The sequence below is a fragment of the Hydrosulfovibrio ferrireducens genome (assembly GCF_046883345.1).
Taxonomy (GTDB): Bacteria; Desulfobacterota; Desulfobulbia; order Desulfobulbales; family Desulfurivibrionaceae; genus Thiovibrio; species Thiovibrio ferrireducens.
In genome coordinates this window covers 29,268-46,706 of sequence record NZ_JALKCW010000020.1, presented here as the reverse complement: position 1 = coordinate 46,706, position 17,439 = coordinate 29,268, and the positions used below count along the sequence as shown (strand labels likewise).

At 57.4% G+C, this 17,439-nt stretch carries 16 protein-coding genes; 7 read left to right on the top strand and 9 right to left on the bottom strand.

Annotated elements, in window-relative coordinates; all coding sequences use genetic code 11:
* Both MWR57_RS09290 and MWR57_RS09285 read left to right on the top strand, forming a co-directional pair.
* On the top strand, positions 1-1,149 hold the full coding sequence (locus MWR57_RS09290) for a DVU0298 family protein (RefSeq protein ID WP_423124534.1): 1,149 nt from the start codon (positions 1-3) through the stop codon (positions 1,147-1,149).
* A complete protein-coding gene (locus tag MWR57_RS09285) occupies positions 1,142-1,705 on the top strand; it encodes a tetratricopeptide repeat protein (RefSeq protein WP_423124533.1) in 564 nt (187 codons plus the stop codon). The genes MWR57_RS09290 and MWR57_RS09285 overlap by 8 nt, the downstream gene beginning before the upstream one ends.
* Before the next feature lie 45 nt (positions 1,706-1,750).
* Here MWR57_RS09285 and MWR57_RS09280 read toward each other — a convergent pair whose 3' ends face one another.
* The 4 genes from MWR57_RS09280 to dsrA all read right to left on the bottom strand — a co-directional run bounded on the left by MWR57_RS09280 (position 1,751) and on the right by dsrA (position 5,254).
* Complete coding sequence (locus tag MWR57_RS09280) at positions 1,751-2,293, bottom strand: YkgJ family cysteine cluster protein (RefSeq protein WP_423124532.1); 543 nt, start codon at positions 2,291-2,293, stop codon at positions 1,751-1,753.
* A 128-nt stretch (positions 2,294-2,421) separates the two neighbouring features.
* On the bottom strand, positions 2,422-2,655 hold the full coding sequence (locus MWR57_RS09275) for a dissimilatory sulfite reductase D family protein (protein WP_423124531.1): 234 nt from the start codon (positions 2,653-2,655) through the stop codon (positions 2,422-2,424).
* A gap of 117 nt (positions 2,656-2,772) precedes the next feature.
* A complete protein-coding gene (gene dsrB / locus MWR57_RS09270; protein WP_423124530.1) occupies positions 2,773-3,903 on the bottom strand; it encodes a dissimilatory-type sulfite reductase subunit beta in 1,131 nt (376 codons plus the stop codon).
* Between the two features lie 64 nt (positions 3,904-3,967).
* Entirely contained in the window at positions 3,968-5,254 is a 1,287-nt protein-coding gene (gene dsrA, locus MWR57_RS09265) for a dissimilatory-type sulfite reductase subunit alpha (protein WP_423124529.1), read from the bottom strand.
* Positions 5,255-5,712: 458 nt separating this feature from the next.
* Between dsrA and MWR57_RS09260 the strand changes: the two genes are divergently transcribed.
* The gene (locus MWR57_RS09260) at positions 5,713-6,018 is read left to right on the top strand and encodes a DUF134 domain-containing protein (protein WP_423124528.1); all 306 of its coding nucleotides are present in this window, start codon (positions 5,713-5,715) and stop codon (positions 6,016-6,018) included.
* Between the two features lie 2 nt (positions 6,019-6,020).
* Here the strand turns inward: MWR57_RS09260 and MWR57_RS09255 are convergent, their stop codons facing one another.
* From MWR57_RS09255 to MWR57_RS09245, 3 genes are read right to left on the bottom strand one after another with little or no spacing between them, the layout of a single operon-like run.
* On the bottom strand, positions 6,021-6,425 hold the full coding sequence (locus MWR57_RS09255; RefSeq protein ID WP_423124527.1) for a NifB/NifX family molybdenum-iron cluster-binding protein: 405 nt from the start codon (positions 6,423-6,425) through the stop codon (positions 6,021-6,023).
* Positions 6,426-6,462: 37 nt separating this feature from the next.
* Positions 6,463-7,449, bottom strand: coding sequence for an arsenic resistance protein (locus MWR57_RS09250; protein WP_423124526.1), 987 nt, complete (start codon positions 7,447-7,449; stop codon positions 6,463-6,465).
* 51 nt (positions 7,450-7,500) lie between these two features.
* Positions 7,501-7,911 (bottom strand): DUF302 domain-containing protein, encoded by a 411-nt coding sequence (locus MWR57_RS09245; protein WP_423124525.1) that lies wholly within the window; start codon positions 7,909-7,911, stop codon positions 7,501-7,503.
* Between the two features lie 234 nt (positions 7,912-8,145).
* On the opposite strand from MWR57_RS09245, the gene MWR57_RS09240 reads away from it, so the two are divergent.
* Together MWR57_RS09240 and MWR57_RS09235 are read left to right on the top strand one after the other, a co-directional pair.
* On the top strand, positions 8,146-9,870 hold the full coding sequence (locus MWR57_RS09240) for an FAD-dependent oxidoreductase (RefSeq protein WP_423124524.1): 1,725 nt from the start codon (positions 8,146-8,148) through the stop codon (positions 9,868-9,870).
* Positions 9,858-10,466, top strand: a complete 609-nt coding sequence (locus tag MWR57_RS09235) for a phospholipase D-like domain-containing protein (RefSeq protein WP_423124523.1) — start codon at positions 9,858-9,860, stop codon at positions 10,464-10,466. The genes MWR57_RS09240 and MWR57_RS09235 overlap by 13 nt, the downstream gene beginning before the upstream one ends.
* A gap of 45 nt (positions 10,467-10,511) precedes the next feature.
* Here MWR57_RS09235 and MWR57_RS09230 read toward each other — a convergent pair whose 3' ends face one another.
* Positions 10,512-13,142, bottom strand: a complete 2,631-nt coding sequence (locus MWR57_RS09230) for a DNA topoisomerase (protein WP_423124522.1) — start codon at positions 13,140-13,142, stop codon at positions 10,512-10,514.
* 293 nt (positions 13,143-13,435) lie between these two features.
* On the opposite strand from MWR57_RS09230, the gene MWR57_RS09225 reads away from it, so the two are divergent.
* Positions 13,436-15,532 carry a formylglycine-generating enzyme family protein gene (locus tag MWR57_RS09225; protein WP_423124521.1) on the top strand — a complete coding sequence of 699 codons (2,097 nt, stop codon included), beginning with the start codon at positions 13,436-13,438 and terminating at the stop codon, positions 15,530-15,532.
* 93 nt (positions 15,533-15,625) lie between these two features.
* Here the strand turns inward: MWR57_RS09225 and aroB are convergent, their stop codons facing one another.
* On the bottom strand, positions 15,626-16,705 hold the full coding sequence (gene aroB, locus MWR57_RS09220; protein ID WP_423124520.1) for a 3-dehydroquinate synthase: 1,080 nt from the start codon (positions 16,703-16,705) through the stop codon (positions 15,626-15,628).
* A gap of 184 nt (positions 16,706-16,889) precedes the next feature.
* Here aroB and MWR57_RS09215 point away from each other — a divergent pair, with 184 nt between their 5' ends.
* Complete coding sequence (locus tag MWR57_RS09215) at positions 16,890-17,360, top strand: winged helix-turn-helix domain-containing protein (protein ID WP_423124519.1); 471 nt, start codon at positions 16,890-16,892, stop codon at positions 17,358-17,360.
* The last annotated feature ends 79 nt before the right edge of the window (positions 17,361-17,439 follow it).

The following is a 17,439-nucleotide window of genomic DNA, read 5'->3' as shown; positions in this document are numbered from 1 at the left end:
ATGGCGAAAGAAGCGCAGATAAAAGTCAGGCCCTGGTGCCCGTTCTGCGGCCAGGATGTAGGCCGCCCCAAGGAACCCGTGCAGCGCAAAATGGATGAATTCACCGTGGGCGAATGCCAGTGCGGCGCAACATACACCTGCGATCCCACCGGTTTCAATGTGGGAGCGGCCATGGTCGAGGCCATAGTCCACGCCTGCGATGACAACTGGGATCTCGCCTGGGAACTGCTTCCAGACGAGGACTACCTCACGGGACGGATCGACAACTACGACGAACAGAACCATCAGGTCTACGAAACCAAGAATGTCGATGGCCGCAAGGTGGCTGGGGTTCTCTATTTTGTCCGCCTCAACCGGGAGCTGGCCGACCTTGCCAACCGGCTGCACACCGACAAGAATGCCAAGGACAGCGCCCTGCTCAAGGAAGATCCCGCAAGCGATCTCCCTGCCATGGAGCCGGCTCGCGATCCCAAGCGCAAGAAGAAGCGGGCCGACAAAGGGGCAGTCACCCGAATGGTGGCGGAACAGGATATCGACGGCTTGGTTGACATGGCCTTCGACGATCTCAAGACCCTGCGTTTCATCCAACGATTGCTCTATGCCCCGGACGAGGGAACACGCTGGCAATGCGCCCATATTCTGGGCCAGGTCTGCCGGCGGCTCTCCACCCGGATACCAGGGGCGGTGAGCGACCTGCTGCACCGGCTCTACGAGGCCTGTTCCGATTCCGCCGCCACCCACTGGGGGCTGCTGGAATCCATCGGCTCCATCATCGCGGCGCGTCCCGACATCTACGGCGGCTTTACCAGGCATCTGCTCATGCATCGGGGCGCGCCCTCCAGCAGGGTTCAGGTGCTGTGGGCCCTGGGGACCATCGCGGAAAAACGGCCGGACATTGTCCGCGCCACTCCCTTTTACAGCCTCTTCCCCTTCGTCACCCACCCGGAAGCAATCACCCGGGGCCATGCCGTCCGGCTCTTCGGCCGGATCGCCGCCACCGAAGTGGAAAGCGAGATTGAAAAACTCACCGGCGACCATGCCGGATTAACCATTTACGAGCAGGGGCAACCCGTGCATACCACCGTGGCGGAACTTGCCAGGGAAGCACTCGCCCTGCTGCACACAGCAAAAGAGCCCAAAAATGACTGAACAGCAGAAACAGGAAGAAAAAGAAAAAAGCCAGGCCCAGCTCGATTACGAGGCTGGCCAGGAATTCCTCAAGAACCTTGAGCCTGCCCAGGCGGCCAACGCCTTTCACAACGCGCTCATCGCCTTTGAACTCGAAGGCAATGAGATCGGCGTTGCCAATGCAGCCGACAAACTGGGAGACATCTGCGCCGCCCGCGGCGATGTGGCAACGGCCATGAGCCATTATGACCGGACCTACGCCATCTGCCAGAAGCATTCGGACCGCTTCAGCCTTTTTTCCATCGAAAAGAAAAAGGCCAAGCTCATGTACGACGCCAAGGACTACGAGCAAGCGATCCGCTTGTATTCAGAGGTCCTTGATGAATACGGCGCCCTGCGAAACCCCCAGGGCTCGGTGGATACCCTGGAGATTCTGGCGGAGATCTATCTGGCCAAGGGGGATACAAAGAGGGCTGCGGACGCCTACCGGACCGTGGCGGCAATCCACAAGAGCTTCAAACACAGCCGTCATGCGGAAAAATTCCTGGAAAAAGCGGCTGAGATAGAGAAGGGATAACATCCGACAAAAGGGGCAAGGATATTCTTTTCTTTGCAATAGCTGTTAGCCGGGAAGATTGAGAATCACCGCGGCAATGGGCCAGCGCTTTGCCCCCTTGTCCTCGCCTGCCAACTGGACGGAAAGATCGTAGAGCACCCGCTGCAGGGAAGCAAGATTGACCGTGGGATAGGAGGTTCCCGGTTCGAAACCGGAAAGACCGCAGACATGCCCCTTGCCGTCAATCACGGTCGGGATGCCATAGGTCCGGCAATTCACCGGACGTGCTTCATAGCAGAGACAGAGCCCGTGCTCATCCAGCAGGGGACACCGGATCCGGGCCACGGCCGGATCGAGGCGGGAAGCCATGGCGTGTTCCCAGGCCTGCAGGGATTCTTGCGCCGCACCTCGTATCTGTTCCCGCACCGATGGCGCCAGCCGCTGGAAATGCTCCAGAAGATTGACCGCCTCAACCTCAGAGACATCAAAAACAGCGTGACAGCAATCCGAGCACCCCTTGCCGCAGGCAACCGCTTCGGGATGGGCCTGCTGCACGGTTTTGAACGCTTGGTCAATGGCGGCAAAAAGAGTATCCAAATCGTTGCGCATGGCCTGCCTCACTCTCCAAAAAGCTCTCCCAAACACCTTCCCTGTTTAGGGTATCCCACAAAAGATCACAAAAAAAAATGCAGAGGAAATCCTCTGCATTTTCATAACAACGGCTGAAAAACAAAAAACTAGCGATGCTCTTCGTCCTTGGCCCGGCCTTTTGCAGCGTACATGGTGGTGCTGCCGCTGGACCAGAAGTCCATCTTGCCTTCTTTAACCAGATCGTTGGCCGCGTTCTTCACGTCACGGGGCCCGGCTTCCGGATCACAGGCATAAAAATCCTTTACATAGAGCTGGGCCTTGGGACCATTCAGCGCTTTTTCAAGAATCGCTGCTTTCAACTCATCTTTGCTTAATGCCATGGCACTTACTCCTTTCAATAAGGTTTTACGCAAGCACATCATCAATCAACAGAACAAGGCCAGTAGTTCAAGGAACCCAAGAACTACTGACCCTGATTCTAGTGAAAACCGTTCACGTTACTTGATATGGCTGGTGAACTTGAACTGGGTGGTGGTTCTCCAGGTATCGTACGCCAAGCGGTAATCATCAACAGACTTGATGGTGAACGGGATACCGGTCTTTTCGAAGAATTTCTCCCAACCGATCCGGGCAGCCCACTCGCCAACGCGCTCATACTTACGGGCGTCCTTGGCGTAGGTCTCAAGAATGTTCTTCACCGCGGCAACGGTCTCCGGCCAGCGAGGCGGGGTGTTGGGCAGGAAGGGGATAACCAGCTTGGAGAACATCGGCGCCTTTCTGGAGTTGGAAACCTTGCCGCCTACCAGAATGGCGATACCGTCACCATCCGGATCAGCCAAAGGCATTGCCGGACACATGGTGTAGCAGTTACCGCAGAACATGCAGCGATCGGCGTTAACCTTAACGGACTTGATGTCCTCGCCGGCGCTGTTCTTCACGGTTGCAGGCTTAACAGCGCCCAGGGGACAGGCGGAGATGGCCAGGGGCAGCTCGCACAGACCGGTGATCGCATCGTGGTCGATCATCGGCGGTTTCCGATGCACGCCGAGGATGGCGATATCGGAAGCATGCACCGCGCCGCACATGTTCAGGCAGCAAGCCAAGGCAACACGAACCTGAGCAGGCAGCTTGTGGCTGACGAAGTAGTCAAACAGCTCATCCATAACCGCCTTCACAACGCCGGAAGCGTCGGTAGCCGGGGTATGGCAGTGGATCCAGCCCTGGGTATGCACGCAGTTGCTGACGGAAGCGCCGGTGCCGCCAACCGGGAAACGGTTGCCGCGGCCCTTCAGGTCGTCCAACAGGGGCTGAACCTTAGCCTTGGAGTCAACCATGAACTCAACGTTGTTCCGGGTGGTCCAACGAACGTAGCCATCGCAATGCTTATCGGCAACGTCGCAGATCTCGCGGATCAGTTCGATACTGATGAGACGGGCTGCGCCAACACGGACGGTGTAGCACTCGTCGCCGCTCTCGCCCTTGTGCATCAAAACGCCGGGCTGAATGAGCTCGTGGTACAGCCACTTGCCGTAGTTCTTTTTAACAACCGGCGGAAAAAACTGCTCGTAATGTGGCGGCCCGATGTCTGTGATTCTGTCGGCCATCGGATTCTCTGGATCGTAACCCATGATAATTCCTCCTAATATCGTGAAATCTAAAAGTTCAGTGTAGTATCAGCAACAGCCACGCTCCTTACTGGGCGTTACGCTTGCGGAATTCCTTAATGTCACGCTCAAAACCGCCTTCAACCTCGTCTTCCTGCCAGAATACATAGGGGTTGGAGCGGGGTTCCTTGATATGCTGCGGCAGAGGGGTTACTTCCATAACCTTCAAGAAGGTGGGCAGACCTACGCGCATGATGGTCTCACCAACGCGCTCGCGGTTTTTGCCGACTTCCATCCACCAATCCCAGATCTTCTCGATAACTTCGACAACCTCTGCGTACTCGCCGTCCTCGTTCTTTTTGACCTCGAGGAAGGGGATGGTCATGGTGGCGAACTGGGCGCCGTCAAGAATCGGGGCCTTGGCGCCGACACAGATGGTCGCGCCCTGCTTCAAACCGGGACGCAGTGCGCGGGGCATTACGTTGATGCAATGCATGCAGCGGGTGCATTCTGAGTTGTCGATCTTGAGGGTATCGCCTTCCATCCACATACATTCGGTGGGGCACAGATCAAGAACCTCTTTTTTGATGTCGAATTTACCCCAATCCTTGCCGGAGTGCGCGCCAGCGTTGGGAATGAAGTCACCCTTGATGTAGCCCTTAACCGCAGCCTGATCGATGCGGATATCGTCACGCCAGGTGCCGATAACAGCAAAGTCGGAACGGGCGATGGCGGCAACGCAGTCGTTGGGGCAACCGGAGAATTTGAATTTGAACTTGTAGGAGAATGCGGGACGATGGATTTCGTCCTGGTAGTGCATGGTCAGGGTGTGGCAGAGATCCTGGGTGTCGTAGCAACCCCACTCGCAACGGGCGCGGCCAAGGCAGCATTCCGGAGTACGCAGGTTGGAGCCGGAACCGCCGAGATCCTGATTCAGATCGTGGGTCAGTTCGTAGAACAGGGGCTCCAGGTTCGGGGTGGTGGTGCCGAGAAGAACCAGGTCGCCGGTGGAGCCGTGCATATTGGTCATACCGGAACCGTATTTCTCCCAGAGGTTGCAGATGTCGCGAAGTTTCGCGCTGCTGTAGAACTTACTGGAAGGCTGGTTCAAACGTACGGTGTGGAAGTGGGCCACGCCAGGAAACCGATCCGGCACGTCGGAATAACGGCCGACGATACCGCCGCCGTAACCGAAAACACCAACGATGCCGCCGTGTTTCCAATGGGTAATCTTGTCCCTGAAAGACAGCTCAAGCTGACCCAGAATATCAAAACATTCGGGCTTTTTCTCTGCCTGACGCTTCAGGTCAGTGACGAAACTCGGCCACGGGCCTTTTTCGAGCTCGTCCAACAAAGGCGTATCATGCTTCGGCATTGTCGATTCCTCCCTTACTAAGGTAAATTAAATAGGTTTCCAATAAATAAACAGTTCGCCCCGCACCATATTTCCCACTCGCAGCACTGGAGGGGCTTTCGAGGCAGGGCGATTGTGACTCCATGTAAAATCTGAACAGTGATTCAGTCAGAGGACCATAGCCAGTGGAGCACTCTTTGTCAATAAAAAATGACAGGCTCCCGCCCGTGTTTTCATCTCCGCGTTTCCCTGCCCATTATCCTCAGCCCAGAGGGGTTGCCGACCCGGTTGCCCCAGAAAAATTGAGCACCACCATCCTCCTCTTTTGTCCGGTTTTTTCTTCTGGCCGAACAGTCGCATGAAGGGGTTTATCTCCTCTTTTTTTTCCTGTACAGTACAGGCACTCTTTACGAACCGTTCGTCATCCTGACAAAACCAAGACTATTGTGTTACAAACGCTACCCCACGAGGAAGCTCCTGTGCCGAGACCAAAGAAAATACGCCATTGCGAAGGGAGGAAATGCGGCAAAGCGTTCAAACCCGCCCGGATACCCTTGACGGAATTGACCCACATCCCCCTGCTTCAGGATGAACTGGAAACCTTGCGGCTCTGCGACTTGCGGGGGTTGACCCAGGAGCAGGCCGGAGCCAGCATGGGGATTTCACGGGGAACGGTGCAAAGAATCCTGACCTCGGCCCGGAGCAAGGTCGCCCAAGCGCTGGTCGAGGGCGCCGCCCTCATCATCGAAGACAGCCCCCTCCTCGAGGAAGAACTACCGGGATGAAATCAGTGCCCCTCGCCATGACAGTTGCCGTGTCCCTGGCAGGCCTGGGTGGGCTCCATCAAGATCAACTTGTTTTCAAGCATGCCGGAAACAACCTCGGCCACCGTTTCAAAGGCATGACGGGCAGCGAAATAGACGTCAATGCCAACCTGGGCAAACCCCTGCAGCGGCCTTGCACCCATACCCGCCACGAGAATGGCCTGCACGCCATGATCCTTGAGCATGCCCACCGGTTCCATGCAGCCGCCGGCGCCATGCGCGATGCTGGCGACCGTTTCCACCCCGACGATGTTGCCGTTTTCCAGATCGACCAGGGTGAACAGGTCACAATGCCCGAAATGTTCGGAACGTCCGCCCTCAAGTCCGCCAGGATTGTTTGACGGCACTGCTATCCGCTTCTTGTCCATGGTATTTCTCCTCTCGTTTACACAATGTGTTTGATTGTTAATTCGCACTGGGCGCGGGCCCGAAAATCCTGTCACTGAATTTCACATACCAGGCCGCGGACTGCACCTGGATAATATAGGATACCGCGATGATCAACGCGGCATCCGCGCCCTTCTCTCCGAAGGCATTGATGGCGATAGCCAGGGCGATGGAAAGATTGCGCATCACCGTGCCGTAGACCAGGGCGATGGCGTCGCCGCGGGCAAAAAACAGCTTGCCGATCACGGTGCTCAGGCCGAAATTCAAGCCATACATGATGAGCAGCGGCGCCAGAATCCCGCCGAGGATGGCCGGGTTCTCGGATATTCCCCTGGCCTTCAGGGCAATGGCCACAAAGACGATGCCCAGCACTCCCACCGTGGACAGGGAGGGAAAACGGGGCGCCCAGGTGTTTTTAAACTCCTGGGGCCCATATTTCTGCAAAAACACTTGCCTGGTCAAGTATCCGAGCAGCATGGGCAGAAAAACAATAATGAGGATCTGCTTGGCCACCAGCAGCAGATCGACATCCACCCTGGCGCCCATGAGCGCCTGCACATAGAATGGGGTGGCCAGCGAGCCCAGGGTTAGGCCGATGACGGTCATATTGACGGCGGCGGCCAGATTGCCCTTGGCAAAGCCGGTCCAGGAAATGGTCATGCCGCTGGTGGGCAGCAGGGAGGCAAGCAAAAGCCCCAGGGCCATATACGGCTGGTCCCTGAAGAAGATAAGCCCCAGGCCATAGGCAATAAAAGGAACCACGAGAAAGTTGATGGACTGGGCGGAAAGTTGCAGCCCGACATTCTTGATCCCGTCCTGCAAGGCCTTGATGTTCAGGGTCACCATCATGGGATAGACCATGAGAAAGGTAAGGGGCAGAATCAACCCCTTGAGGACGCCCAGGGATGCCGGGCCGGCGCTGATCCCGAACAGGTAGCCCGCCGCCATCATGGCCGGAATGACCACCACCAGCCGCTTGTTGATCTTGATCAAAAAATTCCACATGCCAAATCTCCCTCCGTATTGTGCCCCGAACACTCCGTGCGCCGGCCGAGACTATTTCGCCTCTTCAATCATCTCGATTATTTTATTGTACGTCTCCGCCAGGGATGCCGGGAACTGCTCATCGTCGATCACGGCCCTGATATTGTCGGCGCTGAAGCTCAAAAAACGGATTTGGGTTTTGCCGTTTTGGGTAAAGGTCATGATAAACTTGGGCATCAGCACCGCCCGCTCGGGATTGGCGGAAAGACTTTTTGCCGCCTTTTCCGGCTTACAGACCTGGATCATGTGCAGATCAAACCCCTCGGCAACCTCGGCCCCATGCTTGCCAAAGGAATGGGCCATCTCCATTTTTTCCTCGTTGTGGATGATAAATCCGTACTTTTTGACCACCCCGCCAAGATCCTTGACAAATTGGGTGTTGCTCTTGCTGGTTTCCGTTGCAAAAAGGTTGTCCCGTTTCATGCCGCTGCTCTCCTTGCCCAAGTATTTTTCCGTCTATGAAGAAAACATAAGTTTTGTGCATATACCCATTTATAAAGAGCGCGGACAGGCCTGTCAAGGGAGAACTTAAGAAGATAATAAAATATTGAGATGCCGGGTTGAAACGTTTGACAGCCAGATTCTTTCGCGATACGCTACGCCATTCTCCAGGACACCAGACAGATTGATCAACCTGTTAACCATAAGGAAACGACCATGGGAAAAAAAATCGTGATCATCGGCGGGGTTGCCGCCGGACCAAAATCCGCCTGCCGGGTAAAACGCCTCCTGCCCGATGCCGAGGTGACCATCATCGATCAGGACAGCCTGATCTCCTACGGCGGCTGCGGTATCCCCTACTATGTTTCGGGCGATGTCTCCGACGAGAAGGAATTGCGCAACACCAGCTTCCATATGACCAGGGACGAAGCCTTTTTTCTCAAAGCCAAGGGGGTTACGGCCCGAACCAACACCCGCGCCCTGGACATTGACCGTAAGGCAAAGGTCGTGCATATCGAAGACGTGCACACCGGCGCCAAGGAATCCATCCCCTACGACAATCTGGTCCTGGCCACCGGCACCAAACCCAACATGCTGCCCATTCCCGGCGCCGATTTGGACGGGGTGTTCACCATCAGCGACCTGCACAAGGCCATCGCCATCAAGGAACGCATCGCCAGGGGCGAAGTGAGCCAGGCAGTGGTCATCGGCGGCGGCGCCATCGGCATTGAAATGGCCGAAGCGTTTTCCGACCTCTGGGGCATCAAAACCACCATCCTCGAATTCATGCCGCAGATCATGCCCCGCATCGTGGATTGGGAATTTGCCCGGATGCTGGAAACCCATCTTACGGAAAGCGGGGTCGATGTCTTTACCAGCGAGGCAGCCTCCGCCATCGAAGGTGAAAACGGCAAGGTGCGCAGGGTAGTCACCCCCAAACGGACCCTGGAGGCGGACTTGGTGGTAATGGCCGTGGGCGTCCGGGCGAGAAGCGAACTGGCGCAGGCTGCCGGGCTGCTCGTTTCCCCCATGGGCAATATCGTGGTCAACGAGCGGTTGCAGACCTCCGACCCCAGCATCTACGCTGCTGGCGACTGCATCGAGGTCAAAAACATGGTCTCCGGCAAAAACTCCATCGCCCCCATGGGTTCGCTGGCCAATCGCGAAGGCAGGATCGTCGGCGACAACATCGCCGGCATCCCTACCAAATACAAGGGCTGGATCGGCAGCTTCACCATGAAGGCTTTCGAACGCTGCATCGCCGCCACCGGCCTCTCCCTGGAATCTGCCCTGGCCGAGGGTTTCGATGCCGCCGCAGTGACCACCGCCCAATCGGATCGGGCCCACTTCTTCCCAACCGAGGCGATCATCCCGCTCCGGCTGGTTTTCGACAAGCGAACCCGCAAGGCGCTTGGCGTTCAGGGTTTCGGCCCCATGGGCGATGCAGTGCTGGCCCGCATCGACGCAGCGGCCGCAATCATCGGCCAGGGTGGCACCATCGACGACCTCAGCCAATTGGAAATGGCCTACGCCCCGCCTTTTGCCACGGCCCTTGATGCCCTGAATGCCACGGCAAACGCGGCGGACAACCTGGCCGCCGGCCGCCTCCGCTATGTAAGCATCCGGGACTTCCTCGCCTGGATGGAGGATTTCGCCTCGCACCCAGACTGGGTGGCCCTCGATCTCCGCCATCCCAACGAGACAGGACATTTTGTCGAAAGATACGGCAAGGAGAAGTGGCTCTCCGTGCCCTACATCGAGATCCGGGACCGGTACCAGGAGTTGCCGAAAGACAAAACCATGCTCATCATCTGCGACGCAGGCACCCGCTCTTCCGAGATCCAGATCGTTCTGGATTATCTGGGGCTGAGCAACAACCTGGTCCTGGGCGGCGGCTTCAACATCATCCGCCGGATGGGCGTGGCCTGGTGGCCCAACTGATCTCTTCGGACTTCCAAGGCAGGAGGAGGATCGCCGGCCAAACCTCCGTGACGGCCATCCTCCTGTTCTGCCTGCTTGCCGCAGGCGCGGCTTGGGCCGCCACCGCCGAGGCGCAGGCAAGGCCGCTTGTCCAACCCGGAGCAATCCGGGCCGTGCCCGATACCGCCTATTACGACACCCTGGCCGCCCTGATCAAAAACGCTGGCCAGCGCATCGATCTCGCCATGTTTCTTTTCAAAACCAGCCCGGCCGGCAACAATCGGCCGGCAGGGCTGGTCAGGGAACTGGTGGCGGCGAAACAACGGGGGGTGGCGGTGCGGGTGATCCTGGAATATTCCGGCCATGACCAGAAGCTGAACCGGGCGAACCAGGAAACAGCCGCACTTCTCAAAAAAGGCGGGGTCGCGGTTTTTTTCGACTCCCCAAACCGAACCAGTCATGCCAAGCTGGCGGTCATCGATCGCCGCTACTGCCTGGTGGGAAGCCACAATCTCACGCAATCGGCCCTCAAGCACAATCACGAACTTTCCCTGCTGCTTGACAACCCGCAGCTCGCTGAGGAAATCCTGGCCTACCTGGAGACCATCCTCAAATAACGCCCCGCCGCAAGCTGACAGCTTTAAGCGGACAGTCGCCACTTCTCACTTCTTCCGCCTGACAATCCGGACCTTTTTCGTTGCTCCCCCGCTCCCCCCGCTTCCCGGGGCAACGCGGCGCACCAGCACCTTCTTTTTCCTGGGCGCTTCGGCAGAATCCTGTTCCGCACTCCCCCCTCCAGACAGGGGCCGGGAAAAAGTGCAGCCGGCCCTGGGGCATCGCAGGGAGGTTCTTCCATCAAGGCTCTTTTTTTCCACCAAAAACGGGGAGTCGCAGAGCTGGCAGGCAATGGCATGGGGCTTGGACCAGGCCATGAATTCGCAATCCTGCTCGGGGCAGACATAAAAAATCTTGCCGGTGGGGGTATGCTTGGTCACCACGGTGCCGGTTTGACACACCGGACAGAGCAGGGACGGCCCGCCCTCTTTTTCGTAGGATTCCGAATGCCGGCACTCGGGATGCCCGGAACAGTACCAATACTTGCCGAACCGGTCTTCCTTCAAGAGCAACACCCTGCCGCAATCCGGACACGGCTTGCCGGGCGCGGCCACTGCCGGAGCAGCCGGTTCGGCGGCAGGAGGGACATCCGTCTTTACAGCCGTTGCCATCGGCTCATCCAGGACAGCCTCAGCCTCGGCAAACATCTTTTCCGTTGCCGCGGCAAGCTCGGGCGAGACAACCTCTTCCGCAGCCCCGGACTCCTCCAGCACGATGGGCTCTTGCTCCTCTCCCCCGCCGGAAGCACCCTCTTCCGCCTGCACCACTGGCGCGGCAACCTCTTCCTCCGGAATCTGCTCCACCGGCGGCGGTACAAGCGCAGCCGCCTCCGTAGGCTCGGGCGCGGACACCGGCGCCTTTTCCGTTTGGACAGAGGCAGCCTCTTCCTCCAAATTCCCGGTCTTTTCCGCCACCCCTTCTTCCGGCAGCCTGATAACGCTGCGGGAACTGATTCCCCGCTTCTGGGAGGTCAGCGGCACCGCCATCTTTACCAGCACCTCGCCCCGCATCATCATGGTCTGATCAAACTGTTGCAAGGCCGCGGCCAGATTCTTTCTTCCGCTCACCGCCTCTTCGATGGTCTGGGCCAGATAGGCGGAAAGATGAACCCCCTTCATGGTCGGAAAAGCGCGGTTCATGACGCTGATAAGCTTGCCGGTGTTCTCGGCGCAGCGAAACGATCCGTCCGGCATCATGCGGAGATAATTGCTGTCAAGCATCTGCTGGAGCATGGCCACGGTCATTGGATCGATTTCCAGGGAGAAATCGGCAAGATCGGCGGCCAAACCGTCAAAGCTGTAATACTCTGGGGGAATTCCGGTATTTTTTTCCGGGATGACCTGCACGCACCGCAAGGCCTGGCCCGGTTGCGCACCGGCCAAGGGCGAAGAAGGCGCCAAAAGCTCATGCTCCTGACAGCCGGGATAGATGGCGAGAAACCCTGTATCCGTCAAAACCTTGGCGCTGCCCTGGAAGATGCAATCTTCCCCGGCCGCAACCGTGACGGCGAGAAGCTCTCCCCTGGCCTCCTTCATCTGGCTGGCCAGGGCTCTGGCCCAAACCAGCCGGTATATCGTGTCCTCCGCCGGCCCCAGTTTCCCCGAAAGCTCCTCCGGACCAAGCGCAGGCTCCGTGGGCAGAATCGCCCCCCTGGTATTTTCCTGACTGATCTCCGGCCCCAGACAGGCCGCGCCCAACCTTTTGCCGGCCTGCTCCCGAATCTTGCCGAACAAGAGGCCGAAAGCTTCCTGCGCCATGGACGGGGGCAGAAATGCCGTGATCAGCCCCAGCCTTCGGCCATCCACCTCCACGCCGTAATACAGATTGCGCACCGCGGTCATTACCGCCAGCGGCGAAAGCCCTCCCTGCACAACCCCATCCCGCAGGAGTTCCATAAAATGGTACGGCCCGGGAGGAGGGACCGCAAGAGGCGAGGCAACCACCTCCCGGACCTGAAACAGTTCCGCGTTAAACAGGGTAATGGCGGCATGGACTTCTTTTTCGTTGCGCAAAAAACCGTCATCCGTGATGCCGTATGCCTCTTCCAGACTGAGAATACAATCCCCCGCCCCGCTGCTGATCTTGACCTTGACCTTCCATTTGGCGAGGGGAGTATACATCCGGATCTCGGTTTCCCGTTCCGCCAGCAGAAAAAGAACGGTGAGACTCGGATAGGTCAGCGGGAGGCCATTGGGGCCGGAACGGCTCCCGAGAAGGCGTTGCAGGTGCTTGGCCAGATAGGATTCGAACACCATCTTGACATAGGTCGCCGGACCTTTCTCTTCGCTGACAGGCTCCACCCGGCGAAAGGATTCCCGGAGCGCCTCTCCGGCAAGACCGGTCAAACCGAGCCGTTTCGGCTGTTTGCTGCCTGGGACGACTGTCCCCCAGTAGCCGCTGATCAGCCAGGCCCAGAATTCCCCCCGCCAATCGCCATCGAGGGCGAGATACACTTCCTTCCCCTGACAGGCCAGAAGCCTGTCCAAGAATACCTTTTCCTTGGCTTCCGGAACAAAATCAAAATGGGGCCGTTCCCGACGCAGATGATCTTTGGGAGGGATATAGGACGCCTTCGCCGGAGCCGCCTGCACAAGGATGGTTTCCACTTCTCCGCCAAGCTGCTCTTCCAGGGTTTTCGCCTTGGCCGCGGACTCAACAATGACTACGGACTTCGCCATGCATTTCTCCCCTCGGGTTTTCCAACAAAAAGAGTAGCTCCCAGAAAAACAGTAAAGGAATTCCCTTTCCTTCACGAAAAATAGCATATAATCTGCAACAACTTTATACAATCAATTATGAGGCAGAGCGGAAGAAGTCGTCACACCGGGGAAAACGTGTGTCCAGCCTGTCCTCGACTCTCCGGCAATACTGGATTCCAGTCTTCGCCGGAATGGCGGAACACCGCATTTTTTCATAGGTTTTCTTTGCGACTTCAAGCAATTATCCGCCAACCCTCTCCCTTGGAGCCCCCATGCCTTCCCTGATCACCCTGCAAGGCATCGATGAAACCTTGGCCAACCTGGAGTTGAAGCAGGGAACCCTCAAGGCGGAACTTGCCAGGGTTATCCGGTCGTATTTCGTTGACGATCATGCCGTGCAGTCCATCACCAGCATCCCCACCGATGATATCGTCCTCAAGATCTGGGGGCCTTGCCAGGCCGAGGAACTCAAGGCCAAAAAGAAAAATTTCAGCTCCCTCAAGTCCGCCCTCAACAAATCCCTCAAGGATCTCGACAAGGCAGGAAAAAATCAGGCCGGCATCATCCTGGGAAGGGACAATGTCTTTATTGTTTCCGAAGAGCGCAAGGATGACCTGCTCAAGCAGATGGGGCTTTCACCAAACTCCCCCCATCTGCTCCACGACATGTTCGCGGCCTTTAAAAAATTTTTCTCCGAAAACATCAAGGACCACAACAGCCAGGAGATCAAGGATCTGCTGGCTGAATTTGAAGAAACCCAAAAAAAAATACGGGAGCTGTCCGGCCTTGAATCGGAACCTGCCCTCGAACAAAAGACCATCGAGCCTGCAGAGCCGGAAGAGAAACCTGCCGAAGATGACGTTGCCGAAACCATTGAGCTTCTTGACGGAGATGAGATCGAAGTCATTGAGGCAAGTGAAGAGATCGAGGTTCTCGACGAGGACGAGACCGAGGTGGTCGAAGAATTCCCGGGCGAGGACCTGGAAAAAACCGAATTCCTTGAGGAGGAAGTGGAGATCCTCGATGAGGAGGCCTTAGAGGAGGTTCTTGAGGAAGGGGGCCCAGCAGGAGCCGAGGGATTGGGCGAGGGAGAAGACGAACCGGGAGAGGAAGCCCTTGCCGAAGAGGCGGAGGTTTTAGACGAAGACGAGATCGAAGAGATTGTGGACCACGACCTTGAGGAAACCGAACTCCATGAGGAGGAGGTGGAAATCCTCGAAGATGGCGAACTTGAGGAGGTTCTCGACGAGGAAGCTGTCTCCGCCGATGGGATAGGCGCCGAAGAAGACGGGCTGACGGAGGAAGACCTTACGGAAGAGGTCGAGGTTCTCGACGAGGATGAGATCGAAGAGGCCGAGGACGGCGAACCCGAAGAAACCGAGCTCTTGGCAGAGGAGGTGGAAATCCTCGAGGATGGAGAACTGGAGGAGATCGAAGAAGCAACGGAACCCATGGAGGAAAAGCCCCATCAGCCGACGCCCCTGGAGGTGCTCTCGAAATACATCGAGGCGGATGAAGCGGTGAACCAGCAGGACTTGCTCCGGGAAACCCAGGAGGAGTTTATCAACCAGATCCTGGAGCGTTTCATGCCGAAATTCATCAAGATCCCGGCGGGGCACTATCTGGTCGGTAGCGCCAGTCCCAAAGGGCTGGAACCTCCCCTGCGCAAGGTCATGCTCCAGGAGTTCTACCTTGGCCAAGCGCCCGTAGCCAACGACCTGTTTGACATGTTTGTCCGGGAAACAGGCTATGCCACCGATGCGGAGGAAGCTGGCTACGGAATTGTCTTCGAGGGTCGCTGCACCAACAAGAGAGACCCGGAAACCGGCAGGGAAATCTTCAGCCTGACCCGGGGAACCATTGCCCGCCATGTAAGCGGGGCCTCCTGGCGCCATCCTGCCGGTCCGGGCAGCTCCCTGGAAGGCAGACACAACCACCCGGTGGTGCAGGTCAGCCACCACGATGCCATGGCCTTTGCCGCCTGGGCGGGAAAACGATTGCCCACGGAGGAGGAATGGGAAGCCGCTGCCCGCGGCGCCAGCGGCCAGCTCTTTCCCTGGGGCGACACCTGGCTGGCCGATCTTGGCAATTTCGAGGCCGCCTGCCTCGGCGGCACAAGTCCGGTCGAGCATTTCGGGCGCAAGGCCATGAGCCCCTACGGCATCTATGATTTATTGGGCAACGTTGCCGAATGGACCTCCTCCGTCCATGCCGGGCAGGCAGATTCGCCGGAGGGGCGAGCAACGGAAAAAATATACATCCTCAAGGGCGGTTCCTGGATAACCGGCAGCATCGTGACCGCAGCCTGGCGCCAGATCGAACGGGGGAATTACTGGGCAAACACCATCGGCTTCCGGTGTGCTGTATAATAAAGAAGGAGCAAGGTTAAAGGCGAAAGGTTAAAGGTCCGAAGAAGAGGTGATACTTTTTCCTTTCGCCTTTAACCTTTGGCCTTTAGCCTTTCACCTTTCACCTAATATTTCATCAATCAGCTCCTCACTCACCGCATCGGTGATGACAACCTTGCCGATCTCGGTGGGCAACACGAAAAATGGCCGCCCGCCCACGGTTTTCTTGTCTGTTTTCAAAAATCCCTTGATATGTTGCGGGGAGAATTCTGCGGGAATTTCCGTTGGCAGACCATAGTCGGCGATGAGTCCGCACACGGCATCAGCCTGATCCCGGGGGAAAATACCCTTGCCCACCGCCAGACGGCAGGCCGCCACCATGCCCAACCCAACCGCCAGGCCGTGGGCCATGGCAAAGTTGGAAGCGGCCTCCACCGCATGCCCCAGGGTATGGCCGAAATTCAAGATGCGCCGCAGGTCGGCTTCACGTTCATCCGCCGCCACCACCGCCCCCTTGATCTCGCAACAACGGGCGATCACCTCTTCAAGCACGGGCAGATCCCTGCCCAGAATCGCCTGCCGCTGTTCGGCCAGAAAACGAAAGAACCCTGCGTCATAGATCACCCCGTACTTGATCACCTCGGCCAATCCGTTCAATAGCTCGGCCGGCGGCAACGAGAGCAGAACACTGCTGTCGATGTATACGCAGCGGGGCTGATAGAAAGCGCCCACCAGATTCTTGCCCTCCGGGATATCGACCCCGGTCTTGCCCCCCACCGAGCTGTCCACCTGGGCCAGAAGGGTGGTGGGAATCTGGATAAATGGGATGCCCCGCATGTAGATGGCGGCAAGAAATCCGGTGATATCCCCGGTTACACCGCCCCCAAGAGCGACGAGCGCGTCTTTTCGGTCCACCCCCAGTTGGGCGAGCCTGCTTGCCAGTTCGGCAACCGTGGCCAGATGCTTGCTTGCCTCGCCCTGTGGAAAGGTGATGAGCTCCGCGGAAATCCCTGCCGCAGCCAAAGAGTCCATGAGCCTGCCGCCCAGAATCCCGGCGACATGGGAATCCGCCACAACCACATACCGCTTGGCAATCCCGCGCTGCTTGAGATCCGCGCCGATTGAGGCGAGGATGCCGTTTTCGATCACGATATCGTAAGCCCTGTCGCCCAGACCCACCCGAATTGTCCGCATCTCCTACCGCCTTTCGGAGTCTCGACTCCGTCTCGCTTATCCGACTTTTTCCTTCCCAATAAACCGGACTACCCTATAAAAAATCACGCAAGATTGCAACCTTCTTGACAAGTCCGGCAGTATCACTAGACTGAGTAAAGGAATGTTCCAACAAACCACATCGAGTTACGGGAGGCACAACATCATGGCAGCATCAAAAAACAAATCCGCGTTGACCGAGGCAGGGAAAAAGGTGGGAAAGGCCTTGGCCAGATCGGGCCATACCATGGAAGAAACCGGCAACAAGATGAAGAAAGCCGCGGAAAAGATCGTTAAAAAAGCAGTGAAAAAAACGGAGAAAACCGTGGAGTCCGCCATCGGCAAGGTAAAAAAAGAAGTGAATGAACTCACCCACAAAAAACCCGCCTGCACAACATCGGAAAAATCCCCTCTGTTCAAGCCGGGGAAAGGCATGACCGTGGAAGGCCAGATCGGCTTCCTGGCAGGAGACATCTTTGAATACCTGAACGAAAACGGCCCGGCCACGGTGGAAAAGATCGCCTGCGCCATGAAAAATCGAGGGAGCAGTGCGCTCCTTGGCGCGGCGCTGGGCTGGCTGGCCCGGGAGGCCAAGATCTCCTTCTCCAAGGACGGCGCCAAGATTTCAGTTCTCTGATTCCGCTTGACCAACAACAAAACATCCACAAAAAAAAGGAGATGCCTTTCGGCATCTCCTTTTTTCATATACGAAAATT